We start from the raw sequence: 20700 nt of genomic DNA, 5'->3' as shown, positions 1-20700 counted from the left end.
GGTGGCGACCGATACCGCACGTCCCGCGGTCGGGCTGCGTTCCGAACGCGGCGCGATTCTGGCCTCGCTGATGATGTCGACGAGTCTGATCGCGCTCGATTCGACGATTATCGCGACCGGCGTGCTGACCATCACCACCGACCTCGGCGGTTTCGCGCTGTTCCCGTGGTTGTTCTCGATCTATCTGCTCACCCAGGCCGTGACGGTGCCGATCTACGGCAAGATCGCCGACACGGTCGGCCGTAAGCCGGTGATCCTGTTCGGGATCGCGGTGTTCGCGCTCGGCTCGCTGCTGTGCGGGCTGGCGACGAGCATGGTGGCGCTGATCGTGTTCCGGGCGATCCAGGGCATCGGCGCGGGTGCGGTGCAGCCGATGACGATGGTCATCGCCAGTGACCTCTACACCCTGCCCGAGCGCGCGAAGGTGCAGGGCTATCTGGCCGGTGTGTGGGCCGGGTCCGCGGTACTCGGCCCGCTGCTCGGCGGCGCCTTCGCCGATTTCGCGAGCTGGCGCTGGATCTTCCTGGTGAATCTGCCGTTGGCCTCGATCGCCGCAATCATGCTCCTGCGCAACTTCACCGAGACCGCACCGCGCGGTCCGCGCCAGTCGGTCGACTATCTCGGCGCGGCGCTGCTCACTCTCGGTGCGGGCGCATTGATCCTCGCGCTGCTCGAAGGCGGCCAGTCCTGGGCATGGAACTCCCCCATGAGCCTTGGCCTGTTGGCGGGCAGCGTGGTCGTGCTGATCGTGTTCGGGTTCGCCGAGCGCCGGGCCGCGAATCCGATTCTGCCGCTGTGGATCTTCACCCGCCGGGTGGTCGTCGCGGCGAGCGCGGTGTCGATGCTCATCGGCGCGGTCGTCCTCGGCCTCACCTCCTATGTGCCGACTTTCGCCCAGGGTGTCCTCGGCACCAGCGCGACGGTCGCCGGGCTGACCGTCGGCGCGCTGACGATCGGCTGGCCGATCACCGCCTCCCAGGCGGGCACGCTGTATCTGCGGTTTGGCTTTCGCACGACCGCGCTGATCGGCAGCGCGATCGCGGTCGTCGGCTGTGCCGCCCTGCTGCCGATCGGCGCGCAGGCGGGCCCGTGGCAGATCGCCGGGACCTGCTTCCTCATCGGCGCGGGCATGGGCCTGGTCGCCAATCCCACCCTGATCGCGGCACAGACCAGTGCGGCGTGGTCGGAGCGTGGCGTGGTGACCTCGGCGACCATGTTCGCCCGGTCCATCGGCAGCGCGGTCGGCGTCGCGATGTTCGGCGCGATCGTCAATGCCCAGGTCGGCGGCGTCGACCGGCCCGATCCCGGCGAGCTCGCCCACGCGATCCACCTGGTGTTCGCCACCCTGCTCGTCATGGCGGTCGCACTGTTCGCCGCAGCGGTCACGATGCCGGGCGCGCAGACACCGACCGACCACAAGCAGACGACGGACTGACACGGATCATCCTGCCACGCAACCACATTCGGTATTCGGAGATGGTCGCGAGGTCGAGGCTCCGGTATCGTCGAGGCGTGTGGGGAACCGGGGATTCGACTGCTCAGGCTGCTCGCCGAGCACGACGGGCGAATTCATTCGGTGCGCAAGCGGCCGTCTATGCCGAGCACCGGCCGGACTATGCGGCGGCAGCCATCCGGTGGGCGCTGGAGCCGCTCGGCGCGAAGGAATTTTCCGCCGTGCTGGATCTGGGTGCCGGTACCGGCAAGCTCACCGACGGGCTCTTGGCGGTCGGCGCCGAGGTGGTCGCCGTCGAACCCGACGAGGCGATGCGTGCCGAGCTCAATCGCCGGTATCCGTCGGTGACCGCGCTGCCCGGTACGGCAGAAGCGATTCCGCTGCCGGACAGATCGGTCGACGCCGTGGTCGCGGGGCAGGCGTTCCACTGGTTCGACCAGGCGCGCGCGTTCCCCGAGATCGCCCGGGTGCTGCGGCCAGGTGGCGTGTTCGCCGCGTTCTGGAACACCGAGGACAATCGCGTGGCGTGGGTGGCCGGGCTCCAGCGCGCCGTGCGATCGGATGCGTCCTTCCCGCCGCGCGCGGCGGACGAGGAGTTCCCCGAGCATCCGCTGTTCACGACGTTCGAGCAGGCGCAGTTCCCACATACGCATCGGCGGACGGCTGATTCCCTGGTCCTCACCCTCGGTACGCATTCGCACACCGTGGTCATTTCCCCGGAGCAGCGCGCCGCCCTGCTCGGCAGGATCCGGGACTACCTGCGCGCGACACCGGAGACCGCCGAGGGCGAGTTCGACTATCCGCTGCGCACCGAGGTGATCCGCGCGGTACTGCGCGGATCACCCCAGCACTGAGCGGTCAGCTGGCGCGTTCCTCCAGTCCGCGCACCACGTCGACGACCTCGCCCGGGGCGAACTCCACGACGCGACGCACCCGCGAATTCGCCACCGGCGCCAGGTCGACGACGATCGGGGCGCCCACACCCGCCTGCACGATCGCGGTGATCCGGTCCTGCAGGAAGCCGCCGTCGGGGACGGCGACCCGGATGACGTCGCCCACCGTGAGCGCCTCGGCGCGGACCGGGCCACCGAACGCGGCGGTGGGGTCGAAGGTGCCGCAGCGGGTGTGCCCGGTGGCCGCGCCGAGGCTACGTTCGGCGATGGTCCACCACACCGGCGATTCCGGTTCGCCCGCACCGACCCGGGCGTGCCAGGCCAGCACCCGGTCGCGTTCCGCCTCGGCGGCCGCGCGGGTCTCGTGCAGCGAGACCTGACGGCGGACCGGGGCATTGCGTGATCGCGTTGTACCCGCCGCGCCGTCGATCACCAGGATCCAGCGGGCGCCGACCGCGTCGTCACGGCGGGCCGAGACCCGTTTGGCCAGTGCCAGTCCCGGTGTCGCGCCCAGCTGATCGGCGGCCTCCTCGATGCTCTCGACCAGCCCGAGCGCGCGCAGCAGCTCGGCGACCGACAGCTCCGAGGTGCCCAGTTCCTGGGCCAGCGCCGTCATCGGGGTTCGCCTGCGCCAGCCGATCCGGGCGCAGTGCTCGTGCCGGGTGAACCACAGTCCGCTGCGGTGGCGGAGGTGGTGGTCGACCACCACCGCCCACCAATCCCATTCCGGTTCGGCGACCAGGCGTCCGCGAATCCATCGTTCGCGCTCGGCCGTCGACACCCGTTCCTCCGGTGGCACGAAATTGCGGAGGGCGGCGCGCACCGCGGATTCGGTGCGTCCCACCGTCCGCGCGGTGCGCGCCAGATCGGCCCCGGCCCGCAAGTCGTCGGCCAGTATCCGGTATTCCGATTCGCGCCAGGTGGTTCCATGCCTGCTCGGTGGCAGCAGATCGCCACGGTCGATGTCACTCATCCCGTGCCCCCGTTCTCGCACCGCCCGGCCACACTCGCGCCGGGCTCGTTTGTGTGACCCTTCGACGATACCGGTGAGGTATGACAGAAAACGCCTGTCTGCCAGCGGCTTTCCAGCAAACGGGAGTGTGGCGGCTACCCGGTGTGCACGAGCCCGCGTCGGCCGAAGGCGTAGTAGCCCGCGCACACCAGCGCGGCCCACACCGCACCGACGACCAGCGCGGTGCGGCCACCGTCGGTCCACAGCAGCAGCACGACGACCAGGCCGAGGAAACCCAGTGCGGCCCAGTTCGTCACGGGCGCGCCGGGCAGCCGGTAGTCGCTGGCGGGCAGCTCGCCGGCCTGTACTTTGGCGCGATACTTCAGGTGGCACACCAGGATCACGCCCCAGACGACGATGATGCCCACGGTGCTGACCGAGGTGATGTAGGTGAAGGCCTTGTCCGGCGAGATCACGTTCACCACGACACCGATCACCATCGCGCCCGCCGAGGCGCAGATGCCGGTGAACGGCACCGACTGCTTGCTCAGCGCCGCGAACCCGGCGGGCGCCTCGTCGCGCAGCGCCAGACTGCGCAGCATCCGCCCGGTGGAGTAGATGCCCGAGTTGCACGACGACAGCGCCGCGGTGAGCAGCACGAAGTTGATGATGCCCGCGGCGGCGGGGATGCCGATCTGCTCGAACACCTCGACGAACGGGCTGCGGCCTGCGTGGAAGCTGCGCCAGCTCGCCACCGACATGATGACCACGAGCGCGCCGACATAGAACAGGCCGATGCGGAACGGCAGGGTGTTGATCGCCTTGCGCAGGGTGGCCTTCGGATCGCGGGCCTCCCCCGCCGTCACGCCGACCAGCTCCACACCGACGTAGGCGAACACGACGATCTGCAGCACCAGCAGGGTCTGGCCGAAACCGTGCGGGAACACGCCGCCGTCGGCCCACAGGTTGGTCACCGTCGGATCGGCGGCGTGGCCGAAGCCGAATACGAGCACGCCGATGCCGATCATGATCATCGCCAGGATGGCGGTCACCTTGATGGCGGAGAACCAGAACTCGCCCTCACCGAAGATCCGCACCGAGATCAGGTTCGCGGCGAACAGCACCGCCAGCACCACCAGCGCGGTCACCCACTGCGGGATGTCGAACCAGTACTGCACGTACTTGCCCGCGACGGTGATCTCGGCCATGCAGGTGGAGACCCACACCGCCCAGTACGACCAGCCGGTCGCGAAACCGGCGAAGCGGCCGAGGAATTCGTGCGCGTACTCGGCGAAGCTGCCCGACACGGGCCGGTAGGTCAGCAGCTCACCGAGCGCGCGCATGATGACGAAGATGGCCAGGCCCGCGGCCAGGTAGGCCAGGATCAGCGACGGTCCCGCCTGCTCGATCGCGGCGCCTGCGCCGTAGAACAGGCCGGTGCCGATCGCGCCGCCGATGGCGATCATCTGGATGGTGCGCGGGCTCAGGCCGCGCGAGTACCCCTCCGATTCGGCTGTCGGGGCCGGCGCCGATACGGCTTCGGTGGATAGGCCGGTGCCGTCAGCTGACATGGATCGTGTCCTTCCGTCGCGTCGATCAGTGCTGCACGCTACCGTCCGGCAATCGTGGTCAGGGTCACCACCTCCGGCAGGCGGAAATACCCGCACCTCGGCGCTGGTTGGCCCTCACGGGGGTTGTTCACTGTCGAGGAGGCTCATGAGCGCGGTCACGCTGTCGGTTCTGGATCTGGCGCCGGTGCAAGCCGACGCGACCGCGGGCGACGCGCTGCACGCGACGACGCGGCTGGCCCAGCACGCCGAGGAGCTGGGCTTTCGCCGGTTCTGGGTCGCCGAGCACCACAATATGCCCGGCATCGCGAGCGCGGCGCCCGCGGTGGTGCTGGCGCATCTGGCGGCCTCGACCTCGCGGATCCGGGTCGGGTCGGGCGGGGTGATGCTGCCGAATCATCCGCCGCTGGTGGTCGCCGAGCAGTTCGGCACGCTGGAGTCGCTGCATCCGGGGCGGATCGATCTGGGCATCGGGCGTGCGCCCGGCACCGATCCGGTGACCGCGCGGGCGCTGCGGCGCAACGCCGAGGGCCTCAACGGTGATTCGTTCCCCCGCGAGCTGACCGCGCTGATCGGGTTCTTCCGTGGCGCCGATCCCGACGGCATCGTGGCCAGTCCAGGCCGTGACGCCGAACCGCAGGTGTGGCTGCTCGGCTCGAGCGGCTACAGCGCCCAGGTGGCCGCGGTGCTCGGGCTGCCGTTCGCGTTCGCCCACCACATCGCCCCGGACAACACCGCCGCCGCGCTCGCGCTCTACCGCGACAACTTCCGGCCGTCGGAGACGCTGAGCGCGCCGTACACGATCGTGGCCGCCTCGGCGATCTGCGCCGACACCGACGCCGAGGCCGACCGGCTCGCCGCGCCGCGCGACCTCGCCTTCGCACAGCTGCGGGCCGGTCGGCCGCAGGCGCTGGCGACGCCGGAACAGGCCGCCGCCTTCCCCGGCAGCGACGCCGAACGACGCTTCGCCGCGCAGCGCAAGGCCGGTCAGTTGCAGGGCTCGCCGGATACCGTGCGCGCGCAGGCCGCCGAGCTGCTCGCCGCCGCCGCGCCCGACGAGCTCATGCTCAACACGCTGGTCTACGACATCGACGCCCGCATCCGCTCGCTCGAGCTGACCCGCGCCGCGATCGACGGCTGAGCCCGCTCAGCGCAGCCGGAATCCCCTGGCCGCCAAGGACTCCCGCAACCGGTCGCGCCCGTTGAGCGAGGCCTTCGACGCCAGCCTGGCCAGGACCCGTTCGGTCCAGGAGAACGGCAGCCCCTGCTCGGAGTAGATCTCGCCGATCCGCTCCTCGTAGGCGGCGACGGGCTCGCGCTGACCAGGAAGATCGTAGGTTTCCTGGTGCAGCACGGCCGCCTGCGGCAGTCGCGGCTTCACCCGCGTGCCCTCCGCCGGGTCGGGATGTCCGACGACGAGGCCGAAGACCGCGAAGACGTGCTCGGGCAGGTGGAGTTCGGCGGCCACCCGTTCCGGGTTGTTGCGCAGCGCGCCGATATAGACGGTGCCGAGCCCGAGGGATTCGGCGGCGATCACCGCGTTCTGTGCCGCCAGGGCCGCGTCGACGAAACCGACATAGCTGGATTCGAGATAGTCGGCGCCGTCGAGCGGGGCGCCGTGATCGTCGGCGAGTTGCCGCAGCCGGGCGAAATCGGCCGTCCACACCAGCAGCACCGGCGCCTGCACGATGTGCTGCTGGCCGCCCGCCACCTCGGCCAGCCGGGCCTTGCGCGCCGGATCGCGGACCTCGATCACGCTCCACACCTGCAGATTCGACGAGGACGCCGCGGACTGCGCGGCCGACACCAGCAGCCGGATCGTCTCCGGCGAGACCGGATCGGGCAGGTAGCGGCGCACCGACTTGTGGTCGTGCAGCACCTGCAACACTGGATTCCACTGCGCGGGGACCTCCGTCGACGGGTCGGCGTAGCGCTGCTGGACGGGGTGGACGGGGCTGGGTGCGGTCTGCGTCATACCGTCATCGTCGGACACCGCCCGGTCCGCGTCTGCGGTAACCCTCAGCATGAACCGAACACCGACTGATCGATACAGTAGGGGTGGGAAGCCCGCCGACTGGCGGGACGAGGGAGCGCGCAATGGGCAAGGTGTTCGACCGGATCGACGACAAGTTGCGGACCTTCATCGCCGAACAGCCGATGTTCTTCGTCGGCACCGCGCCGTCGGAAGGCGGCCACGTCAACGTCTCTCCGAAGGGGTATCGCGACACCTTCGCCGTGATCGACGACCATACGGTCGCCTACCTCGACCTGTTCGGCAGCGGCTCGGAGACGATCGCGCACCTGCGCGACAACGGCCGGATCACCGTGATGTTCTGCTCGTTCACCCGGACCGCCCGCATCCTGCGCCTGTTCGGCACCGGCCGCGTCGTCCGTCCCGACTCGGCCGAATTCGCCACGCTGCGTGAGCATTTCGGCACCGGGCACACCGGCATCCGCGCGGTCGTCGCGGTCTCGGTTGACCGCGTCGCCGATTCGTGCGGCTGGTCGGTCCCCTACCTCGAGCTCGTCGAGGAACGCTCGATCCTCGACCAGGCGCACACGCGCCGCACCGACGCGGACTTCGCCCGCCGCATCGCGGGCGACAACTCCGTCAGCATCGACGGCCTGCCCGCCCTGGAACCCGATCATCCGCTGCCGTCCCAGGTCTCGCGCGAGCGCACGCCCGGCGCCGTGGACAGCTAAAGTGCGGCGGTGAACACCGGATCCGCCAGCTCGCTGCTCGACCGTCTCCTCGCCACCCAACCCGCGCCCGAATGGTGGCTGGTGCTCGTCACCGCCGCGGTGGCACTCGTGCTGGTCGGCTACCGGCCGCTGTGGCGGCTCACCCGGGCGGCGGTGACCGTGGTCCACGAGGGCGGGCACGCGCTGGTGGCCCTGCTCACCGGGCGCAGGCTGCACGCGATCACCCTGCACACCGACACCTCGGGGCTCACCGTGTCCAGCGGTAAGCCGACCGGTCTCGGCATGATCCTCACCGCGGCCGCCGGCTATCCGGCACCGGCGGCGCTGGGGCTCGGGTACGCGGCGCTGCTCGGAACCGGCCGGGTGACGCTGATGCTGTGGGCGACGCTGCTCATGCTGGCCGCGGTGCTGGTCAAGGTCCGCAATATCTACGGCCTGCTCACCGTCGCCGTGCTCGGCGCCCTGGTGTTCGGCGTGTCCTGGTTCGGCACCGATCTCCTGCAGGCGGGTTTCGCGTATCTGGCGGCGTGGTTCCTGCTGGCCGCCGCGGTCCGGCCGGTGATCGAACTGCAGCGCAGCCGCCGCAGGCAGCCGGGGCGCACCGATTCCGATGCCGATCAGCTGGCCCGGCTGACCCATCTGCCCGCGCTGCTGTGGGTGCTGTTGTTCACCGCGCTGTGCCTGGCGGCGTTGGTCGTCGGCGGCGGGCTGCTGCTGGCGCCGGTCGAGCAGCTGCATCCGCTGCTTCAGCGGTGAGTGGCCCGCCAGGCGTCGATCGCCTCGGTCACCAGCACGGTCGGCGGCGCGAGCGCGTTGAGGGTCACGCCCGCCTCGTCGGGTTCCAGCGGTTCCAGCGTCTGCAGCTGGGAGTCGAGCAGGATCGTCGGCATGAAGTGGCCGAGCCTGCCGGTCATCCGGCGCAGCAGCTCTGCCCTGGTGCCGGCCAGATGCACGAAGTACGCGTTCGGCGCGCCCTGGCGCAGCCGGTCACGGTAGGAGCGCCGCAGCGCCGAGCACGCGGCGACTCCGCCGGACTCCTGGTGCTCACCGAGCCAGGTGGCGACCGTGTCGAGCCACGGCCACCGGTCCTCGTCGGTGAGCGGGATGCCTGCCGCCATCTTCTCGATGTTCTCGATCGGATGGAAGTCGTCGCCTTCGGCATAGGGCACGTCGAGCCGCGCGGCCGTCAGCGCGCCGACGGTCGTCTTGCCGCACCCGGAGACGCCCATCACCACGATGACGGGTTGCACCACATCGACCTCCTCGTCCGAACCACGGGTCTCCAGGCTCACATACCGCGCGGGCGGTGAGTCCCGGAAACGCCGAATCGGGCCTGGATCCGATGCCGGTCAGGGAATCGGGCGGTCGGTGGGCAGGTTGACGAAGCTCGGATCGGCCGGGTCGAGACGAAGGTGCTGGGGTTCGAGTCCGGTCGCGTTCAGCATCGGCCGGAACGGCAGCGCCTTGGGTGCGTTGCCCGCGTAGACATCGATGCGCAGCCGGTGTCCCGGCGCCAGCACCGCCTGGGTCGGGATGATGGCGACATCGATCGCGGTCGGCGTGCCGGGCACCACGGGCAGCAGGTGGTCGAGGGTGAGCGGGTTGAACGGGGCAGTGAGGTCGCCGTTGACCGAGCGCGCGCTGCGCCGTTCGTCGATAGCCCGCATGGACGTCGTCAGCTGACCGGTGGTCAGCACAGTCGAGGTGCCGTCGGGCGCGACATCGTTGACGGTGACGTTCCAGAAACCGTCGGTGGAATCGTGCACGGTGTTGAGCCGCACATTGATCGGGCCCGAGATCACCGTCTGCTCGGTCAGCGGTGCACTCGTGAAGGTGAGCGCGTTGCGCTCGGCGATCCGGGAATCCTTCGCGCAGGTGTCCAGCGCCGCCGCCATCCCGGCCGACCCCTGCGCCGCGTCCCGCGAACACATGTTGCTCAGACCTGGTGCCACGGTGAGATTTTCGGAGCCTGCGGGCCCGGCGGCGCTGAGCGAGCCGTCGTGCAGGCTGTCCTCGGTGCTGCCACTGGGCGCGGCGGACAGGTAGACGCGACGATGCGTGACGCCGGGCATCGGGAACTCCGGCAGCGTGATCCAGCTGCCGCCCTGCTGCTTCACGGTGACCGGGCCGAAGTCGTCGACGCCACTGTCGATGTCCTTGAGCCACTTGTCGAACCACGCGCGCTGCAGCACGTCCAGCCGCGGCGGCGCGCCCGGAACACCGGTTCCCGCACCGGGATTGGCGTGATAGGTGTCGCCGACGACGAGTTGCTTGTGCCCCGCGGGCAGGGGGATCTGCTCGTAGAGTTTGGTCGCGCTGTTGGCGAAGATGTCGTGCCAGCCGCCGTAGACGAAGGTCGGCACTGTCACCTTTTCCGGATGCCCCATGATCGCCTCGCGGAAGGCCGAGGTGTCGTCGAGCGCGCCGTCGAGCGCGGGCGGCATGTTCGACAGCGACGGGGTGAGCAGTGCCTGGGCGAGCAGGTCGAAGTTGGTCGTCGGGTCGGCGAGCCGGTCGCGGAACCAGGTCCAGTCGAACGTGCCGTCGGCCATCGAGGCGACATCGGGGACGAACTTGAGCTGGTTCACCGAGTTCAGCCACATCGGCAGGAAGGTGGTGCCGACACCGCCGCCTGGCGCGACCACATCCCGCATCAGGTCGCTCCCCGGCTCCACCGGGAAGATCGCCTGCAGTGCGGCGGGCGCGTCCTCCGCGGCGCGCAACTGGTTGATGCCGGAGTAGGAGCCGCCGCTCATGCCGATGCGCCCGTTCGACCACGGCTGCTGCGCCGCCCACTCGATCACCTCGCGGGTGTCGAGCTGCTCGCGGGCGCCGAGGGTGTTCCATTTGCCCTGGGACAGACCGGTTCCGCGCACATCGGCGACGACGACGGTGTACCCACCGCCGATGAGTTTGCGGTCGACGCCGAGCATCGTCTGGATCATGCCGCCGTCGAGCGCCTGCATCAGATCGCCGAAACCGCTGATCGGGGTGGCCGACAGGTTCAGCCTGCGCACGATGTCGACGGCGGTGGCCTGCAGGCCGGGGATCGCCGCGGCCTGTTCGATCAGGCCGGTCATGAGTTTCGAGTACGGCGTGAGACTGACGATCGTCGGCAGCGGCTTCTGCTCGATCACCCCCGCCGCGTCGGCGGGCCGGTAGACGTCGGCCTTCAGGACGACTCCGTCGCTCATGGTGATCTCGACGCCGCGCTCCACCCGGACCTCCGGGTAGGCGCCCGGCCCGTCGTGTAGTGCCGTCCAGCGCGCGGCGGGCGCGTCGGCGGGTTGTCCCGCCGCCGGTCCGCCACCACATCCGAGCACGACTATCAGCGCGAGGATCGTCACCAGCATCCGGACGAGCCCGCGTTCGGAACCTCTTACCGCCATAGTGTCGCTCCCGACCGGTTCGTTTCCCGTTGACCTAGCCACCGCACGATCGGCGCGGAAACTGTAACAGCGGAAACGACCCGAATTGCCGAGCCTCGGCCAGCTCGGACTGTCGCAGTGAACACGCATTGTTCCAGTTCAGCGGGCTGCCGGGTTGCGTGTGGACGCTCGCGGGTGTCGGTGGCTGGTGGTTGACTGGGCACATGCCGGCGCGGTTCCGGCCGGCTTCCATCCATCGCCGAGGAGGACGTTCGACAATGCCGACACGTGACGAAGCTTGGCCGCAGGGCACGCCCTGCTGGATCGACTGTCAGGTCGACGATCCCACCGCCGCCCGTGACTTCTACAGTGCCCTGTTCGGCTGGGACATCCAGGACGGACCCGCCGACGCGGGCGGCTACCTGATGGCCATGCTCGACGGCAAGCCCGCCGCGGGCATCGGCCCGAAACCCGAGGGCATGCCGATGCCCTCGGCGTGGACCACCTACTTCGCGGCCGAGCGCGCCGACGAGATCGCCGAAAAGGTCGCCAAGGCAGGCGGACAGGTGTTCATGCCGCCCTTCGACGTCCTCGATGTGGGCCGCATGTTCATCGGCTCCGATCCCACCGGCGGCGTGTTCGGTGTCTGGGAAGCCAAGGCGCACAACGGCGCCGAGATCTACAACCAGCACGGCGCCTACTGCTGGAACGAGCTGCACACCTCCGGCTACGACCAGGCGCACGACTTCTACAACACCGTATTCGGCTGGCACTACACCGAGATCGGTGACGGCGAGAACTTCACCTACTCCACGTTCGCGCTCCCCGGCCAGACCGACGGCGTCGGCGGCATGATGGACGCGTCCGCGCTCGGCACCCCGACCTACTGGCTCACCTGGATCCAGGTCGACGATGCCGACGGCACCCTGGCCAAGGCCACCGACCTGGGCGCCTCGGTGATCATGGGCCCCGACGACAGCCCCTTCGGCCGGATGGGCATTCTGCAGGCGCCGCAGGGCGAGGTCTTCGGTGTCATCGATCCGGCGAAGGCCGTGGGCGAGGTGCCCACCGGGGCCTGACGACGAACTCAGGGCCGGGGCACCCGCCGGGTGGCGGTGTCCCGGTCACCACGTGTCCCGCGGCGCAGGCCGACGGGCGCCGAGCGGCCTGCCGTCGGTGACCAGGTGCGGTGGCCAGGCGCGTGCCTTCGGCATCGACCCGGTGATGCCGCGTGGCAAAGGCATGGTCTCGTCGAACAGCGACACCGCGCGCCACGGCTGCGCGTCGATTGCCGGCTGGGTGCGCCTGCGGCGGCTCTCGTCGGTGACGAGCACGGCCGCGACCGCCGCCGCGGCGAACGCGATGCGCTGGGTGTTCGCCGGATGGTCGGCCAGGCTCACCGCCAGAAAGCCGCACAGTCCGGCGGCCGACGCGGGCGCCGTCATGGATCCGGCCGCGCTCGCCGTCACGGCGATCCAGGTCCCGATGACGGTGACCGCGAGCATCGCCAGCAGCCCGCCCGCCCCGGCCTCCACGGCGTAGTTCAGCCACAGATTGTGGGCGTGCTGGAATTCTTCGGGGCTGTCGACCGCCTCGTCGAGCCAGGCGCCCGCGCGGGCAGGCCCGACGCCCTGCGGCCGGTCGGCGGCCACCCGGATCGCGGCCAGCCACACGTCGGCCCGGACACCGACCGACCCACGGGTCACGACCGCGAACAGCAGCAGCCCGACGACCAGCGCGGCGCCGAGCGGAATAATCCACGGCACCCATCGTTCGGTGGTCGCGTGCCTGCCGGGCCGCAGCCGTCGCAGGAAGACGTACACGGCCAGGCCCGCCAGTGCCGCGATCACCCCGCCGCGCGATCCGGTGAGCAGCACCGCCAGGTAGCCGAGGACGACCAGCCCGCCCGCGACCAGCCGCGAACGCATGTCGGCCAGCGACGCGGCGCCCGCGGCGGCCACCGGCAACAGCAGCACCAGGTAGGCGGCGAGCAGATTCGGGTTGGCGAAGGTGCCGATCGCGCGAATCATCGTGTCGGCGCCGCAGATATCGTTCGAGCCGTCGATCGCTCCCCGGCAGAATCCGGTCGGGGTTTCCTGCACGACCTGTTGGAGCGCGACGATACTCGCGATGGTGGTGCAGGCCAGCGCGAGCAACGCGATCGCGGGCCAGGAATCGGGCACCACCCGCCGCACCCCGACCGCCAGGTAGTAGACCGCTACCAGGGTCAGCAGGCCGCGCCACGACGACCACGGCTGTCCCGCAAGATAATTGGCGACGGCAGAGGAAGCGACGAGAACCGCGATCGGGACGTCGAAAGCCGTCTGCCACCGGGATTCGCCGGTCAGTACCACCGCCAGCAGCCCGACCACGGTGACCAGTCTGGTCGGCGTCACGATCCAGGTGATCGGCTCGTCGGGCAGGATGTCGGCGACACATTCGAGGGCGACCGCGGCCAGACAGAGCAGGGCCGTGGCTCGGGCCGCGACCACGTGCACTGCCGCGCGCGGCGGGGGCTCCGCTTCGCCGACCCCGGCGCCGGGATAACTCACCCGTCAGGTGTCCCGCACAGGAATTGCCGGAGTACCACGGGCGGGCGTTGCTCCGGTGACGGTTGGTGCCGTCTCAGCTGAACCGACGTTTCCCTTGCGAATGGTCTCCCATCGGCGAACCATTAGCTGTGCGGTGGCTGCCGTCGCGGGCCGAGCGCGCTGACGCGCCCCTGGTGGACCGCGACATGTCGGCCCCTCCAGACGACCAGGAGAACGTCATGTCCGCCATGATCCGCAAGAATTTCGATTCCCCAGAGGAGACCCGGCCCTTCGAGCAGGACAAAGGCAGGCTCGATCTGGTCAATGTCGACAGTGGCCCGGTGGGCCGAGCGGTGTTCGAACCCGGCTGGCGCTGGTCCGAGCACGTCAAGCCGATCGCCCAGACCGACAGCTGCCAGGCGCCGCACATGGGCTACGTCCTGTCCGGGAAACTGATGGTGGTCATGGACGACGGCGAACAGCAGGAATTCGGCACCGGCGATTTCATGGTGGTGCCGCCCGGCCACGACGCCTGGGTGGTTGGCGACGAAGCCTGCGTGATGCTCGACTGGCAGGGTGTCGCCGACTACGCCAAGCGATAGCGCTTACGGCGTCACGATCGCGAAGTTCGGGTCCGGCTTGTCGATCAGGCCGGGCAGTTTGGCGAGCACGGTGGCGTCACCGTCGATCTTGATCTCACCACTCAGGACGGCCTTCTTCAGGTCTCCCCCACCGACCATGCCTCGGATCAGTGTCGGCCGGGTGAGAGTGACGGTCGCGTCCGCGGCGGGGAGCTGGTCGCCGGGGAACCGGTCGTAGTGCACCAGCACACCGTTGCGCAGCTCGACGCGGTGAATCCGATCACCCTCGTCGCTGATCCGCCAGTCGGTGGTCATCCGGACCTCCCAGGCCTTCGGTCCGTCGATGCGCAGCGACATCGCGTCGAACACCTGCTCCACGCTCAAGGCCGCGGCCAGCGAGGCGGAGTTCGCGGCGGTCGGGGTGCCGAAGGAACCGTGCCGCAGCTCGTGGGCGCCGCTGAGGTAGAAGTTGCGCCAGGTGGCATTCTCCGAACCATAGGCCAGCTGTTCGAAAGCACTGGCCTGCAAGGCTTTCGCGGTGTCGTTGGCGGGGTCGGCGAAGATGACGTAGTTGACCAGTTGCACCACCCAGCGGAAGTCGGCGGCGTCGTAGGCGCGCTGCGCGTGCTGGAGCACCGCGGCGGCGCCACCCATCGCCTCGACGTGGCGGCGGGCGTTGTCCACCGGCGGATGCTCCCACAGATGTGCCGGATTACCGTCGAACCAGCCCATGTACCGCTGATAGACCGCCTTCACATTGTGGCTGACCGAACCGTAGTAGCCGTGGGTGGACCATGACGTCGTGAGCGCGGGCGGCATTGTGATCATCTCGGCGATCTCCGCGCCGACGAAGCCCTGGTTCAGCAGCCGCAGCGTCTGATCGTTGAGATAGGCGTACATGTCGCGCTGGAGCGAGAGGAATTCGACGATCCGGTCGGTGCCCCAGATCGGCCAGTGATGGGAGGAGAACACCAGATCCGCCCGGCGGCCGTAGTGATTGATCGAGTCGGTGAGGTACTTCGCCCACACGTGCGGATCGCGAACCAGCGCACCGCGCAGGGTCACGATGTTGTGCATGGTGTGCGTCGCGTTCTCGGCCATGCAGAGGATGCGGCGGTCGGGGAAGTAGAAGTTCATCTCCGACGGCGCTTCGGTGCCCGGGGTCAGCTGGAAGACCATCCGCACACCGTCGACGATCTCCTCCTGATCGGTGCGGGTGACGTCGAGGGTGGGCGGAACAAGACTGATCGTTCCGGTCGACGTGGTCTGTCCGAGACCGGCGCCCACCTGCCCCTTCGGGCCGCGGGGCAGCGCGGCGCCGTACATGTAGGCGGCGCGGCGCGCCATCGCGGTGCCGGTATAGACGTTCTCGGCGACGGCGTGCTCGAGGAACCCCGACGGCGCGATCACCGGGCACCGGCCTGCGGCGACGTCTTGCGGGGTGATGACCCCGTAGCTGCCGCCGAAGTGATCGACGTGGGAGTGTGAGTAGATCAGGCCGGTGACCGGCCGATCGCCGCGATGCTCGCGGTAGAGGGCGAGGCCAGCGGCCGCGGTCTCGGCGGAGACGAGCGGGTCGATGACGATCACGCCGGTGTCGCCTTCGATCAGTGTCATGTTCGATATGTCGAGGCCACGGATCTGGTAGAAACCCGGCGCGATCTCGTAGAGGCCCTGCTTCACGGTGAGCTGGGCCTGGCGCCACAGGCTCGGATTCACCGACTGCGGACAGGATCCGGCGAGAAAGTCGTAGGAGTCGGTGTCCCACACCACTTTTCCCGATAGGTCGGTGACCGTGCCCGGTTCGAGGGAAGCGATCCAGCCGCGGTCGGCGTCGGCGAAGTCCGCGGTGTCGCCGAAAGGCAAGGTGTCGGCCAGGGCACGGTTGGCGTCCGCGATCGCCTTGGTTGGATCGGTCTGTGTCTTCGACGGCGTGATCCCGGCCGCTTCGTCACCGCAGCTGCTGACGGTCATGCCGACAGCCAGTGCCGCGGCCGCCCCGGCTCCGACGCCGAGCACGCCGCGCCGCGACACCGAGAATCGGTCCGCGTTCGTTCCGTCCACCACTACAACCTCACTCAGGCGATGACTTCCCCGCCGCGTGGGCGGTGCGACCGGGCGTCGCTATTGCAGCATAACTGCAATAGCTGAGTTACGGCTGAGCAATCGGCACAGCGGCCAGCTGGATCTCCAGGAGCAGCCGATCGGCCGGATCGGTCAGATCGATGCCGAGCACCGCCTCCACCCGGCGCAACCGATATCGCAGCGTATTCGGATGCACACGCAGGGCGGATGCCGCCGCGCTCACCTCGCCGTGCGCCCGCAGGTACGCCTGCGCCGAAACGCGCAGCTCGGCGGAATGGACACGGTCGTAGTCGTCGAGTGCGGCCAGGCGCGGATCGTGCAGGTGCGGTCGGTCGCGGATGAGTTCGAGGATCTCGGCCAGCAGGACCGCGGTCCGCGCTTCGGCCAGCGTGCTCACCCTGCTCCCCGCCGATGCGGCGGCCGGGCTGTCCAGGACGCGGTCGACCTCGGCGCGGGCGCCGGCGACCGCGGTCAGCCCGGCCACGGGTGCGGCGATCGCGGCCCGCACCACCAGACCTCGCGCCTGCTCCAGTTGCGCGACGAGACGACGTACCCAGGAGCCGACGCTGCGTTCGGAGTGGTACGACGGCAGCAGGATATAGACCCGGTCGCCGATCGCCTCGGTCACCGAATCGTCCCGGAAGGCGCTGGCGTGCAATCGGATCAGGCCGCTCGATGCCGCCAGCTCGGCGACGGACCCGATCGCCGCGATGCCGATCACCGCGGCCGGACCGGTGGTGGGCAGGTTCAGCGCGGCCGCCACCGACGGCACGTCGACCCCGTCGCCGTGCGCGCCGAACAGCCTGCGCACCAGCAGTGCCTCGGTCGACGGCGCGTCCAGGCCGCGGGCGATGATCCGCGCGGCGACCGCCGAGGCGCCGCGCAGCACCTGCGCCGCGTCGGGTCGCAGCGGCTGATCGCCCTGCTGCAGCCAGATGGTGCCGAGCATGCGCGCGGGTGTGCCGCGCCGGATGCCGACCACGAGGCGGCGGCGGATATCGAGTTCGGGATGTTCGGGCACGTCGACGACCTCGTCGCCGGCCCGCACCCGGTCGAATACGCCCCACTCGCGCAGGATCCGCAGATAGTCGCCAGGGCCCTGCCTGCCGAGGATGGACCGGATGCGCAGCTGGTCGGCGGAGCCGTCGGAGGCGGAGTAGGCGAGGACATGCGACTGCGGGTCCTCGATGGACACCATTCCGCCGGTCTCCCTGGCGACCACCTGCGCCAAGCCGAACAGGTCGGTGTCGGGGGCAAGCAGGTCGTGTTCGTCGGCGGCGGCACGCTGGCCGGGCGAGCGGGCCAGCATCCGGCGCACCAGCGGGAACACCTGATCCCAGCGGGCCTGCCGATGCAGGTGCACCAGCGCGATGCCGGCGGCGGCGGCCACGGCGCGCACCGCGGGCGAGTCGTTGGCGCTCTTGGTCATCAGCACGCGGGGCCGCCGGCCGGGATCGCGGGAGGCAACCTCGCGCAGCCACCGCTCGGTGGCGCCGGCGTCGACTCCGACGAGCAGATACACCTCCGGCAGCGGGCCCTCGGTCTCGAGGTGCTCGGGCAGATCGGCGGGCTCGGCGAGAGCGACCGAGCGGACCGGCACCGACTCTCCCGCCGGTGCGTCGACGAGAGTGGCGACGGTGTGGTCGAGCGCGGCGAGCAGTTCGCCGAGCGTGGTGGCCCCGTCCGGCATCGCGCACCTCCGATTCTTTGGCTGATCGGACAGAGACCGGGATGGTTCTTCATCCGATCAGACGATTATGACCGCTGCGCGTCGGTGTTGACTACGTCACATCCCGCACCACACCACGACGCAGGAGCCGCCTTCATGGACGCCATCGCGACCACTCCGCCGCCGGTCAACGAACCGGTCGGCACCTTCGCCCCGGGAACTCCGGAGCGCGCACGCCTGCAGACCGCGCTCACCGACCTGTCCGCGACACCCACCGAGATCCACCACGTGATCGGCGGCCGCCACCTGCGTGGCGACGGTCCGCGCTTCGACGTGGTCCAGCCGCACCGGCACGCCGCCGTGCTCGGCACCCTGCACAATGCGCGCGCCGCCGAAGCCACCGCCGCGGTCGAGGCCGCCACGGCCGCCGCCCCGGCCTGGCGGGCGATGTCGTTCGACGATCGGGCCGCGATCTTCCTGCGGGCCGCCGACCTGCTCGCCGGTCCGTGGCGGGAGAAGCTGTCGGCCGCGACGATGCTCGGTCAGTCCAAGTCCGCGTATCAGGCCGAGATCGACGCGCCCTGCGAGCTCGTCGATTTCTGGCGGTTCAATGTCTCCTTCGCACGCCAGATTCTTGCCGAGCAGCCGATTTCGGCGCCCGGCGTGTGGAACCGGATGCAGTACCGATCGCTGGAGGGGTTCGTCTACGCGGTCACGCCGTTCAACTTCACCGCCATCGCGGGCAATCTGCCCACCGCGCCCGCGCTGATGGGCAACACGGTGGTGTGGAAGCCGGCCAGAACCCAGGCCGTGGCCGCCTACCTGACCATGCGACTGCTCGAGGCCGCCGGTCTGCCGCCAGGGGTGATCAACCTGGTGCACGGACCGGGACCGGAGATCTCGGATGCCGTGCTCGCCGATCCACGGCTGGCCGGGGTCCACTTCACCGGATCGACCGCGACCTTCCAGCACCTGTGGCGCGAGGTGGCGCAGCGGCTCGACCGGTATCGCACCTATCCGCGGCTGGTCGGCGAGACCGGCGGCAAGGACTTCGTGCTCGCGCATCCTTCGGCGGATCCGGCGGTGCTCACCACCGCGCTGCTGCGCGGCGCGTTCGACTATCAGGGGCAGAAGTGCTCGGCCGCCTCGCGCGCGTTCGTCCCGCGCTCGGTGTGGGCGGCGATGTCGGAGGACCTGATCGAGCAGACTGCGGCGCTGCGCTACGGCGATGTCACCGATTTCGCGAATTTCGGTGGGGCACTGATCGATCGGCGCGCGTTCGACCGCAATTTCGCGGCACTGGAGCGGGCCAAGGCGACACCGGGACTGACCGTGGTCGCGGGCGGCCATGCCGACGACAGCGTCGGCTGGTTCGTCGAGCCGACCGTCGTCGTCGGTGACGATCCCGCCGACGAGATCTTCCACACCGAGTACTTCGGCCCGATCCTGGCGGTGCACGTCTACGACGACAGCACCCCGGCCGGTTTCACCGATGCCATGGAGCTGGTCGACCGCGGCAGCGCCTACGGCCTGACCGGCTCGATCATCGCCGAGGACCGCGCCGCGATCACCGTGGCGACCGAGCGGCTCACCTTCGCCGCGGGCAACTTCTACATCAACGACAAACCGTCCGGCGCGGTCGTCGGCCAGCAGCCCTTCGGCGGCGGACGCGCGTCGGGCACCAACGACAAGGCCGGCTCCGCGCAGAATCTGTTGCGCTGGACCTCGGCTCGCACCATCAAGGAGACCTTCACCCCGCCGACCGACCACCGCTATCCGCACCAGGCGCCCGAGAGCGAGGCCCGCTGATGTCGGCGCTGTTGCGCTCGACCATGCTCGCCGCCGCGCGCTCGCCGCGGCTGGAACGGACCATCACCCGGCTGCCGGTCAGCCGGGATGTGGTGGCCCGCTTCGTCGCGGGCACCACCGAGGACGACGCGGTGCGGGCGACCGAAACCCTGCTGCGCTCCGGCCGTTTCGTCAGCATCGACTATCTCGGCGAGGACACCACCGACCTGGCCGGCGCGCAAGCCACCGTCGAGCATTATCGCGCGCTCATCGCCGCGCTCGGCCGACTCCCCCAGGCCGATGTCGCGACGGGAGCTGTTCGGCCACTGGAGGTTTCGGTCAAGCTCTCGGCGCTGGGCCAGGCACTGCCGCGCGACGGGCACGCGATCGCCCGCGAGCACGCGCACCAGATCTGCACCGCCGCCGAGGCCGCGGGCATCTGGGTCACCGTCGACGCCGAGAACCACACCACCACCGACTCGACCCTGGCCATCGTGCGCGATCTGCGCGCCGACTTTCCCTGGCTGGGCGCGGTGCTGCAGGCCTATCTGCGCCGCACCGAGGACGACTGCCGGGCGCTGGCGGGCCCTGGGTCGCGAATCCGGTTGTGCAAGGGCGCCTACGACGAACCCGAGTCGGTGGCCTTCCGTGACCGGGCCGAGGTCGACGCGTCGTATCTGCGCTGCCTGGCGATCCTGACCGCGGGCTCGGGCTATCCGATGATCGCCTCGCACGACCCGGCGGTGATCGCGGCGGCCGGGGTCGCGGTGCAGTCGGCGCAGCGCAAAACCGAGGAATACGAGTACCAGATGCTCTACGGCATCCGCGCCGACGAACAGCAGCGACTCGCCGACGCGGGCAACCATGTTCGCGTGTACGTCCCCTACGGTGACCAGTGGTACGGGTATTTCATGCGCAGACTGGCCGAACGGCCTGCCAATCTCGGGTTCTTCCTGCGCGCGCTCGCCAGCGGGCGCGGGTAACGACCGGCTATCCATTCAGGCTCTACGGCTGAACAATATTCACTCTCGGCGCCCACGGTCGCGGCGTGGCGGTGTACTCGGGTCCGTGCATCGCGATGTGGCGATGTGCGCCGACGGAAGGAACGC

17 protein-coding genes are annotated in these 20700 nt (G+C 69.8%); 9 read left to right on the top strand and 8 right to left on the bottom strand.

The genetic code is table 11. The features are described from left to right. Position 1 precedes the first annotated feature (1 nt). Together ACWF9G_RS16080 and ACWF9G_RS16075 are read left to right on the top strand one after the other, a co-directional pair. A complete protein-coding gene (locus ACWF9G_RS16080; RefSeq protein ID WP_452516073.1) occupies positions 2 to 1435 on the top strand; it encodes an MFS transporter in 1434 nt (477 codons plus the stop codon). A 41-nt stretch (positions 1436 to 1476) separates the two neighbouring features. Further along, positions 1477 to 2307, top strand: coding sequence for a class I SAM-dependent methyltransferase (locus ACWF9G_RS16075; protein WP_452516072.1), 831 nt, complete (start codon positions 1477 to 1479; stop codon positions 2305 to 2307). 4 nt (positions 2308 to 2311) lie between these two features. Here the strand turns inward: ACWF9G_RS16075 and ACWF9G_RS16070 are convergent, their stop codons facing one another. Both ACWF9G_RS16070 and ACWF9G_RS16065 read right to left on the bottom strand, forming a co-directional pair. After that, a complete protein-coding gene (locus ACWF9G_RS16070) occupies positions 2312 to 3319 on the bottom strand; it encodes a hypothetical protein (RefSeq protein WP_452516070.1) in 1008 nt (335 codons plus the stop codon). A gap of 134 nt (positions 3320 to 3453) precedes the next feature. Continuing rightward, positions 3454 to 4869: an amino acid permease gene (locus tag ACWF9G_RS16065; RefSeq protein WP_452516068.1), complete on the bottom strand. Its 1416-nt coding sequence runs from the start codon at positions 4867 to 4869 to the stop codon at positions 3454 to 3456. A 145-nt stretch (positions 4870 to 5014) separates the two neighbouring features. Here ACWF9G_RS16065 and ACWF9G_RS16060 point away from each other — a divergent pair, with 145 nt between their 5' ends. Then, entirely contained in the window at positions 5015 to 6007 is a 993-nt protein-coding gene (locus ACWF9G_RS16060; RefSeq protein WP_379308856.1) for an LLM class flavin-dependent oxidoreductase, read from the top strand. A gap of 6 nt (positions 6008 to 6013) precedes the next feature. Here ACWF9G_RS16060 and ACWF9G_RS16055 read toward each other — a convergent pair whose 3' ends face one another. Then, positions 6014 to 6841, bottom strand: a complete 828-nt coding sequence (locus tag ACWF9G_RS16055; RefSeq protein ID WP_379308855.1) for an NADPH-dependent oxidoreductase — start codon at positions 6839 to 6841, stop codon at positions 6014 to 6016. A gap of 122 nt (positions 6842 to 6963) precedes the next feature. Here ACWF9G_RS16055 and ACWF9G_RS16050 point away from each other — a divergent pair, with 122 nt between their 5' ends. After that, complete coding sequence (locus ACWF9G_RS16050) at positions 6964 to 7569, top strand: pyridoxamine 5'-phosphate oxidase family protein (RefSeq protein WP_379308854.1); 606 nt, start codon at positions 6964 to 6966, stop codon at positions 7567 to 7569. 9 nt (positions 7570 to 7578) lie between these two features. Next, positions 7579 to 8325, top strand: a complete 747-nt coding sequence (locus ACWF9G_RS16045; RefSeq protein ID WP_452516066.1) for a M50 family metallopeptidase — start codon at positions 7579 to 7581, stop codon at positions 8323 to 8325. Here ACWF9G_RS16045 and ACWF9G_RS16040 read toward each other — a convergent pair. After that, positions 8316 to 8798 carry a gluconokinase gene (locus ACWF9G_RS16040; RefSeq protein ID WP_452516104.1) on the bottom strand — a complete coding sequence of 161 codons (483 nt, stop codon included), beginning with the start codon at positions 8796 to 8798 and terminating at the stop codon, positions 8316 to 8318. The genes ACWF9G_RS16045 and ACWF9G_RS16040 overlap by 10 nt on opposite strands. A 120-nt stretch (positions 8799 to 8918) precedes the next feature. Beyond that, the gene (locus ACWF9G_RS16035) at positions 8919 to 10958 is read right to left on the bottom strand and encodes a CocE/NonD family hydrolase (RefSeq protein ID WP_452516064.1); all 2040 of its coding nucleotides are present in this window, start codon (positions 10956 to 10958) and stop codon (positions 8919 to 8921) included. A gap of 257 nt (positions 10959 to 11215) precedes the next feature. Here ACWF9G_RS16035 and ACWF9G_RS16030 point away from each other — a divergent pair, with 257 nt between their 5' ends. Further along, positions 11216 to 12016 carry a VOC family protein gene (locus ACWF9G_RS16030; protein ID WP_452516063.1) on the top strand — a complete coding sequence of 267 codons (801 nt, stop codon included), beginning with the start codon at positions 11216 to 11218 and terminating at the stop codon, positions 12014 to 12016. Positions 12017 to 12061: 45 nt separating this feature from the next. Here ACWF9G_RS16030 and ACWF9G_RS16025 read toward each other — a convergent pair whose 3' ends face one another. Beyond that, on the bottom strand, positions 12062 to 13489 hold the full coding sequence (locus ACWF9G_RS16025; protein ID WP_452516061.1) for an O-antigen ligase family protein: 1428 nt from the start codon (positions 13487 to 13489) through the stop codon (positions 12062 to 12064). Positions 13490 to 13707: 218 nt separating this feature from the next. Between ACWF9G_RS16025 and ACWF9G_RS16020 the strand changes: the two genes are divergently transcribed. Further along, positions 13708 to 14070, top strand: coding sequence for a cupin domain-containing protein (locus tag ACWF9G_RS16020; RefSeq protein WP_379308849.1), 363 nt, complete (start codon positions 13708 to 13710; stop codon positions 14068 to 14070). A 3-nt stretch (positions 14071 to 14073) separates the two neighbouring features. On the opposite strand, the gene ACWF9G_RS16015 is transcribed toward ACWF9G_RS16020, so the two are convergent. Next, complete coding sequence (locus ACWF9G_RS16015) at positions 14074 to 16023, bottom strand: alkyl/aryl-sulfatase (RefSeq protein ID WP_452516102.1); 1950 nt, start codon at positions 16021 to 16023, stop codon at positions 14074 to 14076. 178 nt (positions 16024 to 16201) lie between these two features. Continuing rightward, complete coding sequence (locus tag ACWF9G_RS16010; RefSeq protein ID WP_379308848.1) at positions 16202 to 17824, bottom strand: PucR family transcriptional regulator; 1623 nt, start codon at positions 17822 to 17824, stop codon at positions 16202 to 16204. A gap of 135 nt (positions 17825 to 17959) precedes the next feature. Here ACWF9G_RS16010 and pruA point away from each other — a divergent pair, with 135 nt between their 5' ends. Both pruA and ACWF9G_RS16000 read left to right on the top strand, forming a co-directional pair. Further along, complete coding sequence (gene pruA / locus ACWF9G_RS16005) at positions 17960 to 19612, top strand: L-glutamate gamma-semialdehyde dehydrogenase (protein ID WP_452516059.1); 1653 nt, start codon at positions 17960 to 17962, stop codon at positions 19610 to 19612. After that, entirely contained in the window at positions 19612 to 20574 is a 963-nt protein-coding gene (locus tag ACWF9G_RS16000) for a proline dehydrogenase family protein (RefSeq protein WP_452516057.1), read from the top strand. The genes pruA and ACWF9G_RS16000 overlap by 1 nt, the downstream gene beginning before the upstream one ends. Positions 20575 to 20700 lie beyond the last annotated feature (126 nt).

Source organism: Nocardia sp. NPDC055029, assembly GCF_053608525.1.
Note: the sequence above shows the minus strand (reverse complement) of the source record. Positions and strands in the feature narration are given on the sequence as shown.